The sequence below is a fragment of the Methanosarcina baltica genome (assembly GCF_055394095.1).
In genome coordinates this window covers 2093420-2110006 of the sequence record NZ_AP042463.1, presented here as the reverse complement: position 1 = coordinate 2110006, position 16587 = coordinate 2093420, and the positions used below count along the sequence as shown (strand labels likewise).

The 16587-nt window shown below is 45.6% G+C and carries 18 protein-coding genes; 8 read left to right on the top strand and 10 right to left on the bottom strand.

Annotated features, from left to right (window positions below; genetic code table 11):
* Nucleotides 1–25: 25 nt before the first annotated feature.
* On the bottom strand, nucleotides 26–1369 hold the full coding sequence (locus ACZ5QV_RS09170; RefSeq protein ID WP_464599536.1) for a glutamate-5-semialdehyde dehydrogenase: 1344 nt from the start codon (nucleotides 1367–1369) through the stop codon (nucleotides 26–28).
* An 880-nt stretch (nucleotides 1370–2249) separates the two neighbouring features.
* Nucleotides 2250–3722, bottom strand: coding sequence for an IS66 family transposase (gene tnpC, locus ACZ5QV_RS09165; RefSeq protein ID WP_464599339.1), 1473 nt, complete (start codon nucleotides 3720–3722; stop codon nucleotides 2250–2252).
* Nucleotides 3723–3814: 92 nt separating this feature from the next.
* On the opposite strand from tnpC, the gene ACZ5QV_RS09160 reads away from it, so the two are divergent.
* Nucleotides 3815–4237, top strand: a complete 423-nt coding sequence (locus tag ACZ5QV_RS09160; RefSeq protein ID WP_464602076.1) for a DUF356 domain-containing protein — start codon at nucleotides 3815–3817, stop codon at nucleotides 4235–4237.
* Between the two features lie 218 nt (nucleotides 4238–4455).
* Here ACZ5QV_RS09160 and ACZ5QV_RS09155 read toward each other — a convergent pair whose 3' ends face one another.
* Together ACZ5QV_RS09155 and ACZ5QV_RS09150 are read right to left on the bottom strand one after the other, a co-directional pair.
* Nucleotides 4456–4890 carry a toprim domain-containing protein gene (locus ACZ5QV_RS09155; RefSeq protein ID WP_464599535.1) on the bottom strand — a complete coding sequence of 145 codons (435 nt, stop codon included), beginning with the start codon at nucleotides 4888–4890 and terminating at the stop codon, nucleotides 4456–4458.
* Between the two features lie 97 nt (nucleotides 4891–4987).
* Complete coding sequence (locus tag ACZ5QV_RS09150) at nucleotides 4988–5314, bottom strand: DUF167 domain-containing protein (protein WP_464599534.1); 327 nt, start codon at nucleotides 5312–5314, stop codon at nucleotides 4988–4990.
* A gap of 632 nt (nucleotides 5315–5946) precedes the next feature.
* Here ACZ5QV_RS09150 and ACZ5QV_RS09145 point away from each other — a divergent pair.
* The 4 genes from ACZ5QV_RS09145 (at nucleotide 5947) to ACZ5QV_RS09130 (ending at nucleotide 9681) form a co-directional block, all read left to right on the top strand.
* The gene (locus ACZ5QV_RS09145) at nucleotides 5947–7056 is read left to right on the top strand and encodes an amidohydrolase family protein (RefSeq protein WP_464599533.1); all 1110 of its coding nucleotides are present in this window, start codon (nucleotides 5947–5949) and stop codon (nucleotides 7054–7056) included.
* Between the two features lie 20 nt (nucleotides 7057–7076).
* Nucleotides 7077–7529 carry a universal stress protein gene (locus ACZ5QV_RS09140; protein ID WP_464599532.1) on the top strand — a complete coding sequence of 151 codons (453 nt, stop codon included), beginning with the start codon at nucleotides 7077–7079 and terminating at the stop codon, nucleotides 7527–7529.
* A 464-nt stretch (nucleotides 7530–7993) separates the two neighbouring features.
* The gene (locus ACZ5QV_RS09135) at nucleotides 7994–8851 is read left to right on the top strand and encodes a CBS domain-containing protein (protein WP_464599531.1); all 858 of its coding nucleotides are present in this window, start codon (nucleotides 7994–7996) and stop codon (nucleotides 8849–8851) included.
* A 143-nt stretch (nucleotides 8852–8994) separates the two neighbouring features.
* A complete protein-coding gene (locus ACZ5QV_RS09130) occupies nucleotides 8995–9681 on the top strand; it encodes a 2,5-diamino-6-(ribosylamino)-4(3H)-pyrimidinone 5'-phosphate reductase (RefSeq protein ID WP_464599530.1) in 687 nt (228 codons plus the stop codon).
* 124 nt (nucleotides 9682–9805) lie between these two features.
* On the opposite strand, the gene ACZ5QV_RS09125 is transcribed toward ACZ5QV_RS09130, so the two are convergent.
* Complete coding sequence (locus ACZ5QV_RS09125; protein WP_464599529.1) at nucleotides 9806–10576, bottom strand: YkgJ family cysteine cluster protein; 771 nt, start codon at nucleotides 10574–10576, stop codon at nucleotides 9806–9808.
* A gap of 281 nt (nucleotides 10577–10857) precedes the next feature.
* Here ACZ5QV_RS09125 and ACZ5QV_RS09120 point away from each other — a divergent pair, with 281 nt between their 5' ends.
* Entirely contained in the window at nucleotides 10858–11031 is a 174-nt protein-coding gene (locus tag ACZ5QV_RS09120) for a DUF5350 domain-containing protein (protein WP_464599528.1), read from the top strand.
* 226 nt (nucleotides 11032–11257) lie between these two features.
* Here ACZ5QV_RS09120 and crcB (ACZ5QV_RS09115) read toward each other — a convergent pair whose 3' ends face one another.
* From crcB (ACZ5QV_RS09115) to ACZ5QV_RS09100, 4 genes are all read right to left on the bottom strand, one after another.
* Nucleotides 11258–11623: a fluoride efflux transporter CrcB gene (gene crcB / locus ACZ5QV_RS09115; protein ID WP_464599527.1), complete on the bottom strand. Its 366-nt coding sequence runs from the start codon at nucleotides 11621–11623 to the stop codon at nucleotides 11258–11260.
* 10 nt (nucleotides 11624–11633) lie between these two features.
* Nucleotides 11634–12014, bottom strand: a complete 381-nt coding sequence (crcB, locus tag ACZ5QV_RS09110; protein WP_464599526.1) for a fluoride efflux transporter CrcB — start codon at nucleotides 12012–12014, stop codon at nucleotides 11634–11636.
* A gap of 218 nt (nucleotides 12015–12232) precedes the next feature.
* The gene (locus ACZ5QV_RS09105; protein WP_464599525.1) at nucleotides 12233–13429 is read right to left on the bottom strand and encodes a molybdopterin molybdotransferase MoeA; all 1197 of its coding nucleotides are present in this window, start codon (nucleotides 13427–13429) and stop codon (nucleotides 12233–12235) included.
* Between the two features lie 22 nt (nucleotides 13430–13451).
* Nucleotides 13452–13736 (bottom strand): ubiquitin-like small modifier protein 1, encoded by a 285-nt coding sequence (locus ACZ5QV_RS09100; protein WP_464599524.1) that lies wholly within the window; start codon nucleotides 13734–13736, stop codon nucleotides 13452–13454.
* 121 nt (nucleotides 13737–13857) lie between these two features.
* Between ACZ5QV_RS09100 and ACZ5QV_RS09095 the strand changes: the two genes are divergently transcribed.
* Both ACZ5QV_RS09095 and ACZ5QV_RS09090 read left to right on the top strand, forming a co-directional pair.
* On the top strand, nucleotides 13858–14595 hold the full coding sequence (locus tag ACZ5QV_RS09095) for a CBS domain-containing protein (RefSeq protein ID WP_464599523.1): 738 nt from the start codon (nucleotides 13858–13860) through the stop codon (nucleotides 14593–14595).
* Nucleotides 14596–14751: 156 nt separating this feature from the next.
* A complete protein-coding gene (locus ACZ5QV_RS09090) occupies nucleotides 14752–15921 on the top strand; it encodes a cation:proton antiporter (RefSeq protein WP_464599522.1) in 1170 nt (389 codons plus the stop codon).
* Between the two features lie 41 nt (nucleotides 15922–15962).
* On the opposite strand, the gene ACZ5QV_RS09085 is transcribed toward ACZ5QV_RS09090, so the two are convergent.
* Complete coding sequence (locus tag ACZ5QV_RS09085) at nucleotides 15963–16481, bottom strand: mechanosensitive ion channel family protein (RefSeq protein WP_464599521.1); 519 nt, start codon at nucleotides 16479–16481, stop codon at nucleotides 15963–15965.
* Nucleotides 16482–16587 lie beyond the last annotated feature (106 nt).

Genomic DNA, 16587 nt, shown 5'->3' with positions numbered 1-16587 from the left:
ACTATAAATTTCCACTACAAAGTGTTTAATTTACGTCCTTAAATTTGAGGTCAAGTTTTCTATGGGTAAAGGGCTTTGCGTCCTTTCCGGCATAATCAGCTACAACATGCCCGGCTCCCATGAGGATGTACTTGTAAATAAGGAGGCCTTCCATGCCTGTAGGCCCTCTGGAATGTATCTTGTTGGTGCTGATCCCGACCTCGGCCCCTTTTCCGTAGCGGTAGCCGTCTGCAAAGCGGGTCGAAGCGTTGACCATGACGCTGGAAGAGTCCACAAGTCCGATGAACGTTCTTCTTCTCTCATTGTTTTCGGTGATAATCCCGTCCGTGTGGTGGGAACCGTGGGTGTTGATGTGCTCAATTGCTTCCTTGGTGGAATCCACGATTTTAATGGAGAGGATCAGGTCGTTGTACTCAAGGCCCCAATCCTCTTCCGTGGTTTTTGAGAGTTCGGTCAGGCCCTTTGCCTGAAGGAGGGCATAACTTGCCTCATCGCAGCGCAGCTCCACCCTGGCCTCCAGGTACATTTCCGCCATTTTTGGGAGGAAGGCTTCCGCAATTTTACGGTCCACAAGCAGGGTCTCGATGGCGTTGCAGACCGCTGGGTACTGGACTTTTGCGTCAAAACAGACCTTCCAGGCTGTCTCAAGGTCCGCAAACTCATCCACATAGTAGTGGCAGATCCCGCTCGTGTGCCCCAGGACCGGGATCTTTGTGTTGTCCTGGATGAATTTGACAAACTCGTTGGACCCGCGCGGGATCAGGAGGTCGATGTAGGCGTCAAGGGCAAGGATGTCCATGACCTCTTCCCGGGTCTCCATCAACTGGAAAGCTCCGGGGGGCATGCCTTCGCTGGCCTCGATGGCAGTGGTGAGGATGGTGAAGATAGCCCTGTTCGATTCCCTGGCCTCGCTGCCGCCCTTGAAAATAGTCGAGTTCCCGCTTTTAAGGCAGAGAGACATTACCTGGGGCACGACATCGGGTCTGGCCTCGAAAATCACTCCGATAAGGCCAATTGGGGCACTTACCTGAAAGAGGTTCAGGCCTGTGTCCAGTTCGAGAGTGGAAAGGGTTTCCCCTACCGGGTCATCGAGTTTGATTACGTCTTTGATCCCGGCAATCATGCCGTCAATTTTGGAATTATTGACTTTTAACCTGTCCACGAGGGCCTGGGTGAGCTTTCCCGCGTTTTTTAATTCTTCTGCTGCCACAATGTCCTTCGCATTTGCTTCAAGGATCTCTTCCCTGTGGCTGTCAAGGGCTTCGGCCATGGCCAGAAGAGCCCTGTTCTTCAGGTCCGTCCCGAAACTCGCAAGTTCGATGGACGCTTTTTTTGCAGTAATCACCTTCTTCTCGATATCTGTAACCATTCAATCACCACTCAAAAAATAATCAAATAACCTTGAATGTGAAAACCAGGATTTGGACAATCAAATAACCTTGAATGTGAAAACCAGGGTTTGGAATAATTTAGAATGCGTTATTAATAACGTTGTTGTACTTATTCTGTATGGTACAGCAAAGTTAGGGATAAAAAATATTATTTATTGAGTCCAATCATTTAAAAAATATTGAGGTCATTTTGTAATCATTTTGCATTTAGAGCACTTATATGCCTGGAAATCAGTCATAAATAACTAATGCCTCAAAATTAAAATAAAGCGTTAAAAAAGCTTGTATTTAACATTACCCCTCATCAGCACCCCTAACAAAAAATAAAAAAATGTTTTAATAATTATACATAAATAATATGACATTTTTCCCGGACATGTCAATAATATTTCAAAAAGAATATATACAATACATTAAAAGATAGAGAGTATGTTATTCTGAAAATCCAGAATGATAAAAGAGAGCCATGTTAAGGGATTAGTGAAGCACCTATAATTTTTGGCATGTACCTTCAAAATAAGCTCTACAAAATCTCTAAATTAAAAATATATGTTTGCAATGCTCCTTAATATATATTATGAAGTTACTATTACATGTGGGTCTATATAAAAAGTGTTGCCACATTCAGACATATATTAATGAGTTGTGATTACATGTGGGCCCATAATGAAATTGTTATGACAGGAAGATATCTGAAATAGGGTACGAGATACAGGCTACAACTTCCTAACATGAGATAGACTCGTCCAAAGATTATTATAGGTGTAAAGCTATATGTAAATGGGGATAACTTTATTTAATTGGTGGTGTGTAAAAAATGAGGTAACTATTCAGCCTACTGATAAAAAAAGCATAGTTTCAGCTAATGTTGCAACTATCGGATAATAGCGGCGCTCCATTGAGCGCCGCTCGAATAGCATCCATGACATTCAAGCTATTCTTTCTAATAGTGGATATGTATCCCCGAATTCTGCAGAAAGCTACCGCTCCTTCGATGCTTCGGAAAGTTCCCGAAATCTTCTGTTGTAGCTTCATCATTCTGATGTCTCGCTCTGCTTGATTATTATCAAATGGAACTCTCAGGTCATTGAGGAATTTCAGAATCCTATCCTTGTATTTTATGAACCTATCAAGGAGATTCTTTGCTTTTGTTTGTGCTGGTCTTCCTCTTTTTTTAACCTGTTTTGAGAGGTCAGGAGGTGGATTTTCTTCAATTCCCTCTTTAATTATTTTATCGTATATTTCCTCGAATGCCCTGACTTTTATTGGATCTATTGGAATTTCCATTTCTCTGCATTCGTCGGTATATTTTTTTACTTCACTCAGAAGTTCATTTACTTTTTTAGCCCATTGCTGCTCAAAATTCTCTTCAACTCCAGTGAGGTCCCTCTTAAGATGAGCATTGCAGAGAGCATGTTCACATCCATATTTGTTGTATGATGCCCAACCATCATGAACTACTACCCCCTTGTATTCTGGAAGAAAACCCAAAGCATTCATTGCCTCTGATCCTCTTTTTGGATGTACAAAATAGTATGTCCACAGACTGTTTGAAACAACATGGAGCCACCATTTTGTCCCTAAAACCCTCATTCCTGTTTCATCACAATGTACAGAATAGGCTACCCGTAGATGTTCGAAAACAGCTTTTTCGAAAGGTTCCAATTTCTGGAATAATTCCTTTTCAGCTCTTTTTATGGTAGCAGGGCTGATACGTATTCCATAAAAGTCCTCTGACAAATCACAAATCCGTTTATAAGGAATCAATTGAAAGTTCCTTAAATATACAAGAGAGGATAAAAGGCGAGGTCCATATTGAATAGGGAATTTTATAGAGTCTGGAAAAGTACCTTTGTTTATTTTCCCACAGTGAGGGCATTTCTTGGACTCAGCACGATGTTCGGTAAATATGATGTTCACAGGAGGAATATCAGCTTCTTGCCTGCGTTCACAGTCCCGAACTTCAGTATCTTCAAGATCATGACCACAATTTTCACAGCAGTGAGGGGAATGAAATATTATATGGTCAGGATCCCCAACCATTTCGAAAGTACTTCCAGAATGACCTTTTTGACCACCAGGTTTTTTCCCACTTCTTGTGCGGCTACTCTTAGGTTTAGGTTTTTCATTCACAAAAACGTCAGTAGAAGGAGGTTTACTGCTGTTTTGGCTGTTTTGATTTAGACGAGCCTCTAAAACCCTTACACGTTCCTCAAGTTCAGCAATTTGAGAAGCCTGTTTCTCTATGATAGTCTCAAGTCTCTGAATTACAGCAACGACTGCTTCAGGGCCTTCTTCATAGATTTCAAGAATCTCTTCACGTGTAAGCATGATACTGAAGAGATAGAGTTATTTTATATGCAATTTTTCCTCGAAACGAGGAAAAATTGCCTTTGTTCAAAGTATGGCTGAATAGTTACAAAATGAGATCCTTCGCGTTAGTCCGGGCAGATGACTCGGATAAGGTAAAAATAGCACTGCACGACCTTGAAAGGTACGGACACATTCAGTTTTCGGCAAATCCAAGGTGCATAGAACCTAACTATGCTGACGAACTGCTCGTGAGCGTAATGGGTGTACCATTGAAGGCAAAATGCAATTCCGCAGCTCTTGTGGAACTGAATAACCATGCAGGAGCAGCGATCAGCAGGTTGAAAAAAATCCATCCTCCGGCACATATAATCATCATCAGTCCAAGACACAAGATGTTCGAGGAGATTGCAGATAAATTCCGGGTATATCCAGAGTTTGACCGTACTTTTGACCAGCAGAAAAACCTCGAAGAACCGGAAGCATTGCCTAAGAAAGAAGGACCAGAAATTGTCAAGCCTCTTCAGGATGAATAAGATGTTCTCTGCCTGATAAGCAGCAGGTGTGTCTTTTGAAATTGTACTCGGGGTTTCTTTTTTCGGTATCAGACTTCAGAAAGCCTCAGCAGGATCCCCCTACTTTAGTGGGGGGAAGAATGCGTTAACACTACGGCCCCTTCTTTTTTATTTTTTGTTTAATAGGGTCGCGATGGGTCAACCCAACAGAACCCTTTGATATACTTAACATATCCGTTTCAAAAATCCAGATCGGATATCGTTTTTGAGCCCGTTGTGAACCTCAATTTTGAGACATATGTATACAGGCTTTCCACATCTTTTATCTCTTTTTGTGTGATTAGCTTTAGTTTTCTTCGAATCTCAAAATCAGGCCTTATCCCAAGGTTTCCAAAATAAATAGAAAGTTTCGAAACCAGCAGGTCCCCTCTCCGGTCCCAGTCCGTAAGCACGATTATTTCCCGGCCCTGCCCTGCGATCCGTTCCGAAAAATTAAGAAGGGGGTGGAGGGTCGCAAGCTCGAATTTTCCGTTGATACCCAGTTTCTTCAGGGAAAGGACGTCCTTTTTTCCCTCAACTATAATTACGGCCCCCTTTTCAGACCGGCTCGAAAGTTCTTCAAGGAGTTTATCTATTATTTCAAGCCGTTTTCTATATACTTCAACATCAACCACGAATACCCGCAACCTTATTTCTGAACATTACCTGTCTACATGTCTACAAAAAAAACAAACAAAAATTTGAAAAAGCCATTTATCAGCCCGGTCCAATTTATCGACCAATTTCTTTTAAGCGGGCCCCCAGGACCGAAATTGCCATTTCAACCGAGATCCCCTTTATAAATACGGATTTCTTGCTGCTCGTAGCCCCGCTTGTAATCATGATATCCGAACCGCTTGCCCCAAAAAGCCCGGCAAAGCTTGCAATCAACTGTTCATTTGCCTTTCCTTTCTGGGCATTTTTAGTAAGTTTTACTTCTATGCGCTTTCTCCATTCATTGTACCCACCTGGCACGGATATGGACTTTGAGCCCGGGGTCACTTCGATGTCCAGAATAACCCCTCCATCATGCGCTTTTATTGCGTCATCAAAAGGCATGACTCTAGCTTTTTCGGAATACTATAAATCAGTACCGAATTTTTAAAGAGAGCTTATTTGATAGTAGAAGGTGGAATGTATAGTAGAAAATAGAATGTGTTAGTAGAAAATAGAAAATTGAATTGAAAAGTAGAATCGGGAAATAGTGTTGTAGCCCGAACGCACTAACTCTGAAAATTCATCCTCTGGAATTTCCGCAGTCCTTTTCAGTTTCCCTCGTGCCGGGCATTCTCACACTATCAATGTACCGCATTGGGGTTGTCTGTACAATCATAGGTAGGTAATCCCAGTGTCTCATGCAAGGACCTAACAATGCGATAGATCCTTAGATATTACTATTAAGATATAAAGATGACGCAGTTTAAATATATACACAGTTCCTATATTAGGCGGGTGGACAGTAAAATTTAAGAATATTTAATGATGGTGTTTTTGAAATATTTCCTTCATAGTTAAAATTATGTGGGACATACAAAGTACCTGCCGAAAGCAGGATAGTCTATATAAGAAAAATCCCTAAAGTATAAAAACTCACAGAGAATCCTTCTTAAGGTAAGGTTATATAGAATGCATCTATCAGGTGTTGCATAAGCTGGACACAGGGGTCTTAGCACCTGCAGAGGAGCTTAAAAATGTACGGTACTGAACGGGTAATTTCCGGAACGATTATAGCGGGGCCGGAGCTGGAACCGCTCGAAGGTTATATTTGCATAAAAAATGGGATCATCAGGGAAATAGGGGAAGAACGCACCAATTCGACCAATATCATTGCCCCCTGTTTTGTGAATGCTCATACCCATCTTGGAGACTCCGTATGTAAGGACCCTTCTCTTGGAAACTGTTCCGGATTCAAAATAAATAAAGACCTGGACACTCTTGTAAAACCTCCAGACGGGTTGAAACACCGGATCCTTCGGGAAACCTCCTACAGAGAGCTCGTAAGGTGCATTAGAAGGACCCTTCTGGACATGATTGAGACAGGGACATGTGCTTTTGCAGATTTCAGAGAGGGGGGACCTTTAGGAGTTTCTGCGTTAAATGAAGCCCTTCAGGGGTTGGAACTTGAATCCCTTATACTTGGAAGGCCGCTTGCACCGGAAAAGCCCCTTCAGGTTGTGTTAAGTGAGATAAAAAGAGTACTCCTACAATCCAGCGGGCTTGGAATGAGTGGAGCAAATGATATGGATCCCGGACTGCTCAAAGAAATTGCCGGTTTTACAAAAAAGCAAAAAAAACTTTTTGCCATCCATGCCGGGGAAAAAAGCAGGGATGATATAGAAAAAGCCCTGGCTCTTGATCCCGATTTCCTGGTCCACCTCACGAAAGCAAACGAAAAAGACCTTAAAACAGTAGCAGATGCTGGAATCCCCGTTGTTGTCTGCCCGAGGTCAAATTTTACAACCGGGGTTGGTATGGCTCCTGTCGCGGAAATGCTGGAAGCCGGAATCCCTGTTGCTGCGGGTACGGATAATGTAATGTTAAATTCTGTAAATATGTTTGCCGAAATGGAAATCCTATCTAAAATATTTTCTTTGGAAGACAGACAAGTATTTAAAATTTGCACACTTAATGGTTATTCTGTAATGGGGCTTGAATCCAGGGGTTTGATAGAAAAGGGGAATAAAGCGAAGCTTATGATCCTTAACGGGAACTCAAACAACCTTTCAGGGATAAAAAATCCTATAAATGGCATAGTTAGGAGGGCAAGGCCCAGTGATATAATATCCGTACTTCACTCATAAATAGCAGATGGAGACATGATATGGTGAGCGAGTTTTACAAGAATATAATGATTGCAACCGACGGATCCGAAAACACCAGCAGGGCAGTCACCTACGGAATTGAAGTCGCAAAACTCAGCGGGGCAACAGTACACGCGCTCTATGTGGTGGACACATCATCATTTTCCTCAGTACCTATGGATGCCGGCTGGGAAGCCATGTACCAGATACTGAAAAAAGAAGGAGAGAAAGCAGTATCCAAAGTAAAAGAAATTGGAGACAGCTTCGGGGTCAGGGTTGAAGAAATGCTCAGCGAGGGCCATCCCAGTAACGAGATCATCAATTTTGCAAACGAAAATGAAATTGACCTGATAGTAATGGGAACCCTCGGAAAAAGTGGGATTGACCGGTTCCTGCTGGGAAGCGTCGCAGAAAAAGTCGTCCGGAATTCCAGCGTCCCGGTGATGGTTGTCAGGAGCGGGGAAAAATCCTGAAACCTTGCACACGGACTAAGAAATCATTTTCGGAAATTTATTCCTATTAATTCAGGAAAGATGCACAGACTATAGGTCCGGAAAATCAAATTTGAACGCAGGTCAATAACCCCCCACTAAAGTGGGAGGCTTGTTTCAGCAAGCCTTAATTGACCAGCCTGAGTCTTAATTGACTGCGTTGGAGATGTCATGATACCTGCAAATGCTTCCTCAGTTTGTAGCTCTATCGTGTAGTAAAAGTCCTGAAACCCAGGGACGGTGTGCTATACATGACAAGCATATCCAACATTGGCGAAGGGAGACAGTTTCAAAAACTGCGTTACCTGCTACGGGAACTTGTTTCAAAAGCAGAGTGGAGAAATCCAAAAGTGGAACGGAATGCCTGAAAGTTGATGGCATTCCTCCCACGAATAAAGTTGCAGGCATCCTGCTTGAGGAATCATGACAACAAAGGTGTAGATAACATGCCAAAAAACATATTCGTAGAAGATATAATGGTACGGGAAGTTGTATGTGCCACCCTTCCCGGTTCCAGGGACGAGGTTCTGAAAATCCTGAAGGATAAACAGGTATCTGGAGTACCGGTGCTGAAAGATTCAAAGGTGGTGGGGATTGTATCCAGGACTAATCTCCTGCGCAATCCCGAAGAAGAGCAACTTGCCCTGCTCATGACAAGAGACCCGATTTCCATCACCCCTGACTCGGACCTGCAAACCGCTGCCAAGATGCTGCTGGAACACAACATCCGCAGGCTTCCCGTGGTCGACGATGGAAAACTTGTGGGGCTCATAACAGTTGCAGACGTGGTGGGTACGGTTGCTGATATGACCATAGACGTCCCTATCAAGAACTATGTGGACAGCAAAGTATTTGCTGTATACAGCGAAACCCCTCTGCCCGTTATAGCCAGAATCATGGAACTTGCCGGGCTCAAAGCTGTTCCTGTACTTGACGGAAATCTGGAACTCATCGGCATCCTCGCAGACAGAGACATCATCGCGGCCAGTGTGATCGAAGATACCGTTGAAATGTCTGACATGTCTGCGGGTTCGGACGATGACGCCTGGACCTGGGAGTCCATGAGAGACACCATGAGCATCTACTACAGTGTATCCAGGATCAAGGTCCCCAACAACCTGATAGTAAGAGACGTTATGATAAGAGAACCGATCACTGCTACGTATATATCCTCGGTAAGCGACTGCGCCCGGAAGATGAAAAGAAGCAGGATCGACCAGCTCCCGATTATTAACTCAAACCGGAAACTTCAGGGTTTCCTGAGGGACCGGGACCTGTTAAAACCCCTGATTGATGCCAGGTAAATCCAAACATTGCATATATTTCTTTTTTACTATTTTTTAATAAACAGGTGGGAAGAAGGGGGAAGGAGAGAGGGCCTTCCGTCTTCAACTCCGAAGGAAGCAGGGAGAGGTATTTTACAAACGAAAGTTCCCGGGGATAAATCATGGAAAAACCATTTATTTTCATAAACTCAGCAATGTCCGCAGACGGCAAGCTTTCGACAAAAGAGAGAAAACAGGTCAGAATCTCGGGAAAAAAAGACTTTGAACGGGTGGACGAACTTCGGGCCCGGGCCGACGCAATTATGGTGGGAATAGGGACCGTGCTTTCCGATGACCCGAGCCTGACCGTGAAATCCCCTGAAAGAAAAGAAGCCAGGAAAGCCGAAGGCCGGGGAGAAAACCCGGTCAGGATCGTTGTGGACAGCTCGGCCCGCGTCCCTCTGGACGCCGACATCTTCAAAAAAGGAGAAGGAATGCGGATCGTGGCCGTTTCAAACGCCGCTCCCGAGGAAAAAGTCAGACAGCTTGAGGAAAAAGCCTGCGTAATCAGGGCCGGAAAAGATCGGGTTGACCTTCCCCTGCTGGCCGAAAACCTGAAAGAAATGGGCATCAATAGCCTTATGGTTGAAGGCGGAGCCACCCTGAACTGGGGAATGCTCTCCGCAGGGCTGGTTGACGAGATCTACACCTTTGTCGGAAACCTGATCATTGGAGGCACAGGGGCTCCGACCTTCGTTGACGGAGCCGGGTTTACCGAAAACGAACTCCTGGACCTGGAACTGCTCTCCGCCGAACAGATTGAAGACGGGATACTTTTAAGATGGAATGTAAAAGGCCCGAGGGCATAAAAAGGGACACAGGGCCTGAAAAAGGAAACCGGGCCCTCAAATATCCCTCATCACATTACATTTCTTTCTTCCAATCACTTTTTTTCCGAAAATGACCTTTTTTGCCATCATTTTTTTCTGCGCATCAATTCTTATTTTTTTCGATGACACATTTTTCAAACCAGTTTCCGTAGTACACAAAGACCTTGATATCAGTATCCCCGTTTAAGAAATCCCTCATCCGCTTATCATAAACCCTCTGGACGTGTTTGAGCCCGTTTTTCTTGAAGTGGATCTTTACAGCTTTTAGAAAACTTCTAAACTGCAGTATGATGGCTTTTTCATATGCTTTTGTATCCTCTGCAATTGCTTCACACTCAGCCTCTTCAAGTTCGGAATGATAGCTCCCATGCTCGTTCAGGCCGCTGAACTGTCTCCATTCCACGCAGCCGTTTTCATCGGCTTCCCTGTGGAGCATGTAAGGGTAAACCCTGCAGATTGTGGGACGCTTCCCGTAGATTTTGCAGCGCCCGGCTTCAAGAAAAACGCAGGAACCGTCTTCTTTTGTCTTCAAGGCATAGCCTGAGACATAGAAGTTGCCATCCTGGTCGCAGAACTCATAATAGGGAGCAGGCACAAGGGCTTTCGGATCTATCTTCTTTATCACGGCTACGTCCTTATCCAGCAGGAAAACGTGGTCATTAAACTCTTTCGTACAGCAACGGCCACAGAGCTCACATTTGAAACCGATTTCCCTGATTATACCGGCAAACTTTTCATCCGGAAAGTTCTTTATGCCTTCCAGCTCTTCTTTTGCTTCGGCGAGCCTTTCATCGATTGACATTTTTTTAATGTTGATCACCTTCCAGTAAAAAAGCCTTTTCGGAGCATGTCCGTAACATTTAATTACTAGCATTTCTTTCTATGATAAACCCAATGCCTTATGGCATGTATATTTTCACAGGTCAGGAATTCCGCGGCAAGTTTTACTGACTTGAAATTCAGGTTTTTTTCTTTGATACTATAAAAAATTATCAATTAAAAGGCCACCGGTTAAAGTGCAACCGGATACTATGACACTAACCAGATAATTATTTATAAAATGTCATTTATTAATACAATTGATTAGATAAGCAGTCGGGAGACTCCCGGCGAATATAATCAAAATTCAAATTAAACAATTAACGAGGTATGATAATGGGCAAAACCGGCAGTATTGAATGGATTAAGGCAAAAGGCAGAAAAGGAAGAGTTATCAAGATCGAGAAGTCAAAAGCTCACAAGGCACACCCGGGACCAGCACAGAGGTTCACGTCCTCAGGCCACAAGCGCAGATTCATGAAGAGACCTGCAAAAGCTCTTGTAAAGTGATTAAAAGGGCCTCATCTCCCTTTTTAAACTTCTTTTCTGAACTTATTAATATTCGTTCTCTAAGATTTTCTCAGATTTTTTAAGACTTTCTAGATTTTCCAATATTTTTTAAGATTTTCCAATATTTTTCAAGATTCTTTTCCTGTTTTTATCAAAAATTCCATTAATTAAGGCTTTTTTACTGGCCTGTAAACTTATGTATATTTTTAAGATTATCTCCTTGCAATCAAACAGGCATATTCAGGCCAATGTAGGCGAGACTTACCCCTGCGAGGCAGAGTGCCACGTTCAAAAAGATGTTCAGGAAAAAATGAGCATTCTTTCCTTCCTCAAGTAGCTTGAAGGTCTCGTAGGCAAAAGTTGAAAAGGTCGTAAACGAGCCGAGCATCCCGATGTTCACGAGATAAACCAGAGACTCGGGTTCAGAAGAAAAAGTCAGAAGCCCCAGCACAAGGCTTCCCAGGATGTTTACCGTGAGGGTCCCTGCGGGGATATGCCGAATTTTCGGGACCCGGCTTGAAACCACATAACGAAGAGTGGCTCCGAGAAATCCCCCTACTCCCACCAGAAACAGTTTTTCGAGACCGGGCATCAGGAACAGCTCAGGCCCTCCTGAATGAAACCGTTTTTATTACAGTTCTTCCCAGGGAGACCCCCATCAGGGTAAGAAACAGATTTACCCCGATGTTGCCCAGGGCTGGCAAAAAGGACATCCCGAAAGACTGAACCGCAAACGTTGAAAAGGTCGTAAAGGCCCCCATAAACCCCGTCCCGAACATGAGTTTGCGCCGGGGGCTTACAAAGCCCAGGTATTCCGTATCGTACATGAGCATACCAAGCATGAAACTTCCAAGCACGTTTACCGAAAGGACGCCAGCCTGAGCCTCAATGGCTTCGCAGAGTAAAAACCTGCAAACAGCCCCTAAAAAACCGCCTGCGCCTATGAGAAATATATTGTCCAGATCTGAATCGGGAAAGGACATGTGCCTCACTTAATTAATTTAAAACTCTTCTTGAATATTACAGCAGGCCCTATAAATTCTTTATCCATGGGCCGGAAAGCTTTGGCCGGATGCCGCCAGCCTGGAAATCGGGAGTTCCCCGTTTTTCCAGAATTATAGAAAAAAGAGAAGATGAGGGAAGGAAATAAGAGAAAATGAAAACGGAATGAAGGAGCCACATTCTGTCAGGGTGACCTTCCTTATTCCATAAGGAAAACGTCCACTTCGTCTCCGGGCTCGTACCCTTCCACATTTTCAGGGACAAGCAAAAAGCCGTCCGCCTTTGCAACGGAACTCAGGACGCCTGCCCCAGCTCCCATGAGAGGGCGCACGCCGTCTCCTTCAAGGACAACCCGCACGAAACTGACGTAACCTATCCTTGAACTAACCTTTGCAGTCAGGCGGCGTTTCAGGACAGGTTCAGGGATTCCTGAGGGTCTTCCAGCCAGTTTGCGGAGTCCTGCGCGGACAAAGAAATAAAGAGCCACAAGCCCCGCCACGGGATAACCGGGGAGGCAGGCCACGGGCACGCCGTTAATAATTCCCAGGGTGGTGGGTTTTCCGGGAACGGCCCCTACCCCACGCACCAGGAGTTTTCCGAGGGACTCCACGGCTTCGGGGGCATGGTCCCGTTTCCCGACCGAGGTACCTCCCGAAATAAGGATCATATCCGCATCCAGGTTTGCTTCCAGGGCCTCTTTTAGCTTCAGGGGGTCGTCAGGTATGATTCCAGAGTAGCGGGGAATTCCTCCCCATTTCTCAACATAGAGGCCCACCATCAGCCCGTTTGTCTCCAGGACTATCCCCGGAGGAGGGATCTCTACAGTCTTTTCCCGGCTCACGATCTCGTCTCCCGTGGGAATGATCGCGACCAGGGGTTTTCGGAGCACCTCCACTTTCTCGAATCCCAGAGACGCAAGCACAGCGGCATCACAGGGCCGGAGCATGTGCCCTTTTTCAAAAATCAGGTCCCCGACCTTAATGTCCTCTCCGATCCCTCCTACATTCCGGCTGGGATAGACCTGGGCCCTTACCTCAATCAGATCCCCGGCCGTAACCGTATCCTCAACCATGAGCACGGCATCGGCCTCCTCCGGCACAGGGCTCCCCGTGTGGACCCAGGTACAGACCCCTTCCTCGACCCTATCCGAAAGTTCCAGCAGGACCGGGTTTGCGGGGGTAGCTTCCTGGGTATCGGAAGCTCGGACCGCGTAGCCGTCCATTGCGGAACGCCTGTAGTGAGGGACGTTCCTGCCCGCAACTACAGCCCCGGCCAGCACCCGGTCCACAGAGCCCTCAAGCCGGACTTCCTCAGCGGCCTGAAGAGGTGAAATCTGTTCCAAAAAAAGCTTTCGGGCAACCTCAACCGCTGTCCGTTCCTTAAAAATCTTGCCCATCTTCCTGCACCCCCTGAGAAACTCACCCTCCGGAAACCGGAGGCAGGACTGCAATTTCGTCTGCATCGGAAAGTATGGTGTCCAGGCAGTCCAGATGCCTGACATTGTTCCCGTTGACCAGGATGTTTACGTACCCGCAAAGTTCAGGAGCAGGTCCATCTTTTTCAAAAATTAGTTCTTCAAGGTCAGGGTATTTTTCAATGAGTGACTCCAGGACATCGAGCACCCTTTGCCCGGAGAGGATGAGCTCCGCCGTGCCCGCACGTTCACGAAGATTAGCAAATAATTTAATTTTAACCTCAGCCATGAAATAGGGTATAATCCCATCCTTTAAATTACCTCTGCCGGACACAGGCGAAAAAACCGAGGACAGGAATCCAAAAGATCAAACGGATTTTGAAGGGTCGAAGGTATCATCTTAAAATTAAATGGTGAAATTTCTTCAGGATCTATATTATGCGAGATATTTTATAAAATATGCACCATGTATAATTATTGAAGGAAATCCTGTACTATATTCAGGGATTTTCTGTACACTTTCGAGAGGGGTTTTTACGAAAGGGGTTTATACATCCGAAGCCGGGGGGCCGGAAGGATCCGGGCACATTTTCAGGGAAAACACAAAAATTCCGAAAATTCCTACTTCGAAAGGCCCCGAGTCTTGGATTTCAGATTCGGAATCTGACCCGAAACCAGGCCCATACTCAGATATTTCAGATAATGTAGACTGCGAGAGCTGTCTTGAAATAAAAATAGAAGAGATCATGGCCCGGGAAGTGGTTACGGTTCGGGAAGATACGCCCTTGAAGGAAATCTTCGGCCTTTTTGAAAAATATCGCTTCCATACCTTCCCCGTGCTGGATTCTGAGGGAAAGCTTGTGGGGATTATCGACCAGGACATTATCCTTGAAATCCTGCTCTTTGCCCAGGTCCCGCGTGCAAAACACACCCACCTCATGGCAGTCAGATCCCTCGGGGTCGAGGCTGGGGATATTATGATAACTCACCCGGTAACTGTTAGCCATGACTCAACAATCCGGCATACAGCAGACCTCATGATGAAACACAGGTTTGACAGGGTCTGCGTGGTCGAAGCCGGGAAATTGGTCGGAGTCATATCCAAAAGAGACATTGTAACTGAGGTCAGCCGGGGGAGAAAGAAATAGCGGAAGACCGAAAAATTGGAATAAACAGAGCTTGTAGTCAGGTACCAAAATTTGGGTTTTAGTCCGCTTGAGCTCGCGCAGCGAGCGAAACGGACCCCGTGCTCCCGAAGCGGAACTCGGGTGCCGAAGCGGAACTCGGGTGAGGGATTGAGTTTCATGAGCGCCCTTTTTCAGCTACTGTTTCTACTTTTTGCCGTAAAGGTCCTGGGGGAAGGTTTCGAAAGGCTTGGAGCTCCTGCAATCCTCGGAGAGATCCTTGCAGGGGTGGCCCTCGGAGTTCTCTTTCCGAAAGTTGCCCTGGAGATCCTGGCTTTTTTTTCAGAGCTTGGGGCCATCTTCCTGCTCTTTACGGCGGGGTACGGGGAAGTCCATTTAAAGGACCTGAAGGCCGCGTCCTTAACTGCGCTCGTCCCCACCCTCTTTCAGGTCGCCTTTGCCTTTGCCTTTGGTTTCGGGATAGGCTGGATCTTTTCTCTTGGGTTTCTCCAGAGCCTTTTCATGGCCGTGGCCTTCAGCCCCACAAGCATAGGGGTTGTGGTCCGGACCCTCATTGACCTCGACTACCTCTCAAGCAGGCCTGGCACGGTAATGCTCTCCTCTGCCATCCTCGATGACATCATAGGGATTTTTCTCCTCTCTATCGTGGTAACCTTTGCCCGTTTTAATCAGGTCCCAACGGCTGCACAGACCTTTCTCCTGGCCGGCAAAATCCTGGCCTTCCTGGCAGTCATGTACCTGCTCGGAAAGTACCTCTTTCCCCGCATCTTCGAAGCCGCCCGGAAGATGCACACAAAAGAAGCCATCTTTGCCTTTGTGGTCATGGTGGCTCTCTTCTCAGCCTACCTGGCCGAACTCTTCGGGCTGCACGCCGTTATCGGGGCCTTCATAGGAGGGGTCCTTATCTCGGAAATCCCTCTCGCCAAACTCCAGGACGTCCAGAGCAAGGTAAACGGGCTTGCCCACGGGATTTTAATCCCCCTCTTTTTTGCCTTTATTGGCTTTTCCATTGACCCTGCCACTCTCGGAGGGGCCGGGCTTTTTACCCTCTTCGTGACCTTGGCCGCCCTTTCCGGAAAACTGATTGGGGGCTTTATCGGCTCAAGGGCCATAGGCTTCGACTTTTACGACAGCCTGATCTTCGGGATAGGCGTAATGCCCAGGGCCGGAGTCGAACTCGTCGTGCTCTCCATAGGAAGAGGCCTCGGAATCATCAGCCAGGAGGTTTTTTCGGCAATCGTGCTCATGGTTGCGGTATCGATTATTGTCTCTCCACTCTGTTTAAAGTGGGCAATTCTAAAAAAGAAGAAAAAAGTAAGTATGGAGTAAGTGTTGCAGAAGAGCCTGCCAGAATATTCAAACTGCGGAAATTAATCAACTATCTCATCCAGTTCTTTTTCGTATAGCAGCCAGCCGGAAGAATCAATTTTCCCGTTTGGGAGTATGACAATCGTTCTGTCATCGATTTTTATCTGCGTCTTCCTGAGGGTAACGTTGATGATCTCCCCCTTATACTTCATAGTTTCGATCCTGTCCCCAATGTTAAACTGGTGGTTCGAGAGAAGGAAGAGGCCTGCCACGGCATCGGCAAGGATATCTTTTACAGCCAGAGCAAAAGCGGCGGCGATTATCACCGACCCTCCTATTATTGGCTTCAAAAGGTCTCCGAGGTTTAGCTCAGATGCAACACTCATCAGGACTATGAACCATAGTACGTATACCACAGATCTTTTTAAAATATTCTGGAGATCCAGGGGAATATCAGTCCTGCTCAAGAATTTCTTAAGAATAACCTTGACCCGGCTTATGATAAAAAAGGAAAACACTAAAAGTAATACCACTTCACAATAATGTATAAGCTCTACTTTCAAAAAATCTAAAACTTCCATTTCAACCATCTCTGTTACCGGTATTTTGGATTTGAACTGACAGATTTTCTTACTTACATCAAAATATTCGAGTACTAAAGAAAACTGAGCACTTGAAAAAAAGATA